Below are 4,944 nucleotides of genomic sequence, written 5' to 3'. Positions count from 1 at the left end.
GCCGGCGACCGCGTCGGCCGGGCAGGTGCGGGCGCTGCTGACCGGGTCGCCGGAGGTGTCCGGGGTGCTGCTCGTGGACCGGGCGGGGACGCCGGTGCGGTCGGTGCACCGGTCGCGGTTCCTGCTGACCATGTCCGGCCGGTACGGGCACGCCCTGTACGCGGACCGGCCCGCCGCGAAGCTGGGTGATCCGCCGCGCACGGTCGGTGTCGACGCCACCGCGTGGGAGGTGCTGGACGTCGTCGCGGTCGGCGGCACGGACCGGGCCTCGGACGACGTCGCCGTCGTCGACCGCGCGGGGCGCTGTGTGGGCGTCGTACGGCTCGCGGATCTGCTGCGGGCGCTGGCCGAGACGCGGGTCGAGGAGGCCGCCGGGCTCAATCCGCTGACCCGGCTGCCGGGTTCGGACGCGATCACCGGGGAGGTCGACCGGCGGATCGCCGCCGGGCGGGGGTTCGCGCTGAGCTGGCTGGACATCGACCACTTCAAACAGGTCAACGACGGGGCCGGGTTCGCGGCCGGCGACGAGCTGATCCGGGCGGTCGGGCGGGCCCTCCAGCGGGCGGCGACGGACGCCACGCGCGTGGGGCACATCGGCGGCGACGACTTCCTCGTCCTCACCGACCCCGAGGGTCTCGACCCGCTCGCCCTGTCCGTCCTGGACGCCCCCTGGTCGGCGGCCGGCCGGCCGGTCACCCTGTCGCTCTCCACGGTCCTGTGCGCCCCCGGCAGCGTCGCCGACCACCGGGACACCGCCGCCCGCCTCGCACCCCTCAAGAAGGCCGCCAAGGCCCTCCACGGGGCCAGCTGGGTCGTCGGGCAGGCCGGGTTTCCGGGGTACGCGGTGCGAAGGGGGACGGCGCCGGTGGGGGTGGAGCGCGGGGTGGGGTGAGAGGGCCCCGCAGGGCAGGTGCGGGGCGAAGTCGGGCTCCCGGTGCGGCCGTTGACGGACGGAGTGCCGCTGTATCCGGCGCTGCCGGCCTTCTTGACGGTCCTTCAGGGGCGGTGAAAACTTCCCGGTGTCGGCCGACAACGCCGTACATTCTCGGCGCATCCCGGCATGCCGCAGCGGCGGCGACGGCACGCTCGTCACAGGCGTCGGGCGGGGAGCGGGACCCCTGTCGCGGCGCGGCCACGCACGGAGCACCGGGACCGCTCGTCCCGGCGGGGCCCGGGAGACGCCATGAACAGCGGGGAGACGGTCGGCGGCGAGGTTGCCGCCGGAGCTGCGCCGGAGGAATTTCCGGACGCCAGGAACATTCGTGACCCGGCGTCACATCCGATCATCACACCGCACTCCTCGGTCGTGACGAACCCCGCCGCCCGCTACATCGCCGCCGTCGACCAGGGCACCACCTCCACCCGCTGCATCCTCTTCGACCACGACGGCGAGATCGTCGCCGTCGACCAGCGCGAGCACCGGCAGATCTTCCCGAAGCCCGGCTGGGTGGAGCACGACGCGGCGGAGATCTGGGCGAGGACACAGGCGGTGGTGGCCGGAGCACTCGCCGGGGCGGGTCTCGGCGCCGACCGGATCGCGGCTCTGGGGATCACCAACCAGCGCGAGACGACCGTCCTGTGGGACCGCCTGACGGGTCGCCCCGTGCACAACGCGATCGTGTGGCAGGACACCCGCACCGCGGACCTGTGCGCCGAACTCGGCGGCGCGGACGGCCAGGACCGCTTCCGCGACCGGACCGGGCTGCCCCTGGCGAGCTACTTCTCGGGTCCCAAGGTCGCCTGGCTGCTGGAGCACGTCCCGGGACTGCGCGCCCGCGCGGAACGCGGCGAGATCGCCTTCGGGACGATCGACTCCTGGCTGATCTGGAACCTCACCGGAGGCGTGGACGGCGGCCGGCACGTCACCGACGTCACCAACGCCGGCCGGACCATGCTGATGAACCTGGAGACCCTCCGGTGGGACCCGGCGGTCCTGGCCGCGATGGATGTCCCCGAAGCCGTACTCCCGGAGATCCGCTCCTCGGCCGAGGTGTACGGCACCGCCGTGGGCCCCCTCGCGGGCGTCCCGGTCGCCGCCGCGCTCGGCGACCAGCACGCGGCCGTCTTCGGACAGGCCTGCTACGACCCGGGCGACGCGAAGAACACCTACGGCACCGGGAGCTTCCTGCTGCTCAACACCGGCGGCCGGCCGGTGCCGTCGAAGCACGGGCTGCTGACGACACTCGGTTACAAAATCGGCGACGAGGCGCCCGTCTACTGCCTGGAGGGCTCGATCGCCATAACGGGCGCGCTCGTCCAATGGTTCCGCGACCAGCTCGGCATCATCGGCAGCGCCGACGAGATCGAGCCCCTCGCCGCGAGCGTCGAGGACAACGGGGGCGCCTACGTCGTCCCCGCCTTCTCGGGGCTGTTCGCGCCGTACTGGCGCGCGGACGCGCGCGGGGTCGTCACCGGGCTCACCCGGTACGTCACGAAGGCCCACCTCGCGCGCGCGGTGCTGGAGGCGACGAGCTGGCAGACGCGTGAGGTCGTGGACGCCATGCACCGGGACTCAGGGGTGCGGCTCACGTCGTTGAAGGTGGACGGCGGGATGACCCGCAACGGCCTGCTGATGCAGCACCAGGCGGACGTCCTGGACGTCCCGGTGATCCGGCCCCGGGTCGCCGAGACGACGTGCCTGGGGGCGGCGTACGCGGCCGGGCTCGCCGCCGGCTTCTGGGACGGCCTCGACGAACTGCGGGCGCACTGGCGCGAGGACGCGCGGTGGACGCCGTCCATGCGGGCATCGGTCCGGGAGCGCGAACACGCCAACTGGCTGCGCGCGGTGGACAAAAGCCTGGGCTGGCTGGACTGACGCCGGCTCACGAGCCGCGGCCCGTACCCCGGTCGGCGGGGGTACGGGCCGCTCCCGCGCGCGGGCGCCGGTTCAGGTGCCGACGGTGTGGCGGCGGCGCGTGCCGAAGTCCATGGCGTGCTGGACGACGCCGACGAGGATGTCCTTGACGGAGCGCCGGTCGCGCGCGTCGCACAGGAGGACCGGGATCCCGTCGTCCAGGTCGAGCGCCTGACGGACCGCGTCGACCGGGTAACGGGCCGCCCCCTCGAAGCAGTTGACGCCGATGATGAACGGTATGGAGCGCCGTTCGAAGTAGTCGACAGCGGCGAAGCAGTCCTCCAGGCGGCGGGTGTCGGCGAGGACGACGGCGCCGAGGGCGCCCTCGGTCAGCTCGTCCCACATGAACCAGAACCGCTCCTGTCCGGGCGTCCCGAACAGGTACAGGGTGAGGTCCTCGCGCAGGGTGATGCGCCCGAAGTCCATGGCGACGGTGGTGGTGTTCTTGCTCTCCACCCCGGTGGTGTCGTCGACCGGGCGGCCCGCCTCGGTGAGGATCTCCTCGGTGCGCAGCGGCCTGATCTCGCTGACCGCGCCGACGAGGGTGGTCTTGCCGACGCCGAAGCCGCCGGCGACCAGGATCTTGAGCGTGACGGGCTCGACCGGCGGCTTCCCGCGCTCAGAACGCCCGAAGATCATCGTTCACTTCTCCTGCTTGCTGGGTTGGGGGGAGGCGGACGGTCCTGGTCCGCGCCGCCGGGTCTGTGGCTGCCGCCGGGTCCGACGACGGTGCCGAAGGGGGGTGCGAACGGGCCGCAGGCCGGCCTGCGCCGCGTCTGTACGACGCACGCGCGCGGGTGGGCGGTTCCGGAACCGTACAGGAGCCGAGGAGAAGTGGGGGCCGTGCCGGAGGACCTCGGGGGGTTCTCCGACAGCGGCTCGCGGGGCGGTGGCGAGGCGTGCGGGCCGCGTGGTGCGGGACGGGCGGACCCGGTGGTCCGGCGGTCCTTCCACGGCTGCCTGCTCACGCGCTCACCCCGTCGTTCCCGCACTGTTCACAGCGCACGGAGGCCGTTGATCACATCGCGCAGAATACTCTCGTCCGGAAGCTCCGCGGGGGGCACCGGACGATTCACGTGGACGAACTTCTTGTCCACGAGGTCCCCGACGAGCACCCGGACCACGCCCACGGGCAGGTCGAGTTCCGCCGCGAGTTCGGCGACCGACTGCGGTGCCGTGCGGCACAGTGCCACGATGTCCACGTGCTCCGGGGAGAGCGTGTGGTCGTCCTCAGGGTCGCCCGCGCCGGGTTCGGCGACGACCACGGCGATGAGGTCGAGGCGGTGCTGCCCCGGGCTGGAGGTGCGTCCGCGCGTCATGGCGTACGGACGGACGACCGGACCCGCCTCGTCGTCGAACCAGTGGTGAGTTCCCTGACCGTCTGTGCTCATGTCATCCCACTGGCCCGCCGGCCGGCAGGTCGGTGCGCGGCGCGGTCCCCAGGTGCACGCCGACGCGCTTGACCAGCAGGGTCATCTCGTACGCGACCTGGCCGACGTCCGAGTCGGCGTCCGCGAGGACGGCGAGGCAGCTGCCGTCGCCGGCGGCGGTGACGAACAGGAAGGCGTCGTCCAGCTCGACCAGGGTCTGGCGGACGCTGCCCGCGTCGAAGTGGCGGCCGACGCCCTTGGCCAGGCTGTGGAAGCCGGAGGCGACGGCGGCGAGGTGCTCGCTGTCCTCCCGGGTGAGGTCCTGCGAGACCCCGGTGGGCAGGCCGTCCCCGGAGAGCACGACGGCCTTGCGGATGCTGGCGACGCGGCCGACGAGCTCGTCGAGGAGCCAGTTCAGCTCGCGCTGCTCGGGCGTGTGGCCGGGCGTCTTCGGTGCGGTCATCGACCGTCCCCCTTAGTTCCTCGTGGTGCTGTGCCGTAGGCGTCGTCGCCCTCGGCGTTCTCCTCGCGCCCGCGCTGCCAGCCGCGCTGGAGCGAGGCCATGCGGTTGCGTACCTGGTCGGCGTCGCGGTCGGCGAGGTCGGTCCGTTCCTCTGCGCGCTGCGACGGTCCCTGGCGGAGCTGTGGGGCCAGGTTGGCCTGGCGGACGCGGCGCGGGAGCGGGCCCGTGCCGGGGGCGGCGGGGACGGCCTCGCCGAG

6 protein-coding genes are annotated in these 4,944 nt (G+C 73.4%); 2 read left to right on the top strand and 4 right to left on the bottom strand.

What is annotated here, in order from left to right; translation table 11 throughout:
- Both ACVNF4_RS32445 and glpK read left to right on the top strand, forming a co-directional pair.
- Positions 1-892: GGDEF domain-containing protein (locus ACVNF4_RS32445; protein WP_461806460.1), on the top strand; the 892-nt coding region annotated here is incomplete at its 5' end.
- Positions 893-1,183: 291 nt separating this feature from the next.
- Complete coding sequence (glpK, locus tag ACVNF4_RS32440; protein ID WP_461806459.1) at positions 1,184-2,815, top strand: glycerol kinase GlpK; 1,632 nt, start codon at positions 1,184-1,186, stop codon at positions 2,813-2,815.
- Positions 2,816-2,887: 72 nt separating this feature from the next.
- Here glpK and ACVNF4_RS32435 read toward each other — a convergent pair whose 3' ends face one another.
- From ACVNF4_RS32435 to ACVNF4_RS32420, 4 genes are all read right to left on the bottom strand, one after another.
- On the bottom strand, positions 2,888-3,493 hold the full coding sequence (locus ACVNF4_RS32435) for a GTP-binding protein (RefSeq protein WP_461806458.1): 606 nt from the start codon (positions 3,491-3,493) through the stop codon (positions 2,888-2,890).
- A gap of 356 nt (positions 3,494-3,849) precedes the next feature.
- Positions 3,850-4,245 (bottom strand): DUF742 domain-containing protein, encoded by a 396-nt coding sequence (locus ACVNF4_RS32430; RefSeq protein WP_461806457.1) that lies wholly within the window; start codon positions 4,243-4,245, stop codon positions 3,850-3,852.
- Between the two features lies 1 nt (position 4,246).
- Positions 4,247-4,687 carry a roadblock/LC7 domain-containing protein gene (locus tag ACVNF4_RS32425; protein WP_461806456.1) on the bottom strand — a complete coding sequence of 147 codons (441 nt, stop codon included), beginning with the start codon at positions 4,685-4,687 and terminating at the stop codon, positions 4,247-4,249.
- A partial coding sequence (locus ACVNF4_RS32420) for a hypothetical protein (protein WP_461806455.1) occupies positions 4,684-4,944 on the bottom strand: 261 nt, incomplete at its 5' end. The genes ACVNF4_RS32420 and ACVNF4_RS32425, both read right to left, overlap by 4 nt.

This window comes from Streptomyces sp. S6, assembly GCF_054880855.1.
This window is presented reverse-complemented; position numbering and strand designations above follow the sequence as displayed.

What these genes read in the sequence shown, in the direction of transcription:
- glpK (WP_461806459.1), top strand. Translation starts at nt 1,184, where the DNA reads ATGAACAGCGGGGAGACGGTCGGCGGCGAGGTTGCCGCCGGAGCTGCG.
- ACVNF4_RS32425 (WP_461806456.1), bottom strand. Translation starts at nt 4,687, where the DNA reads ATGACCGCACCGAAGACGCCCGGCCACACGCCCGAGCAGCGCGAGCTG.
- ACVNF4_RS32435 (WP_461806458.1), bottom strand. Translation starts at nt 3,493, where the DNA reads ATGATCTTCGGGCGTTCTGAGCGCGGGAAGCCGCCGGTCGAGCCCGTC.
- ACVNF4_RS32430 (WP_461806457.1), bottom strand. Translation starts at nt 4,245, where the DNA reads ATGAGCACAGACGGTCAGGGAACTCACCACTGGTTCGACGACGAGGCG.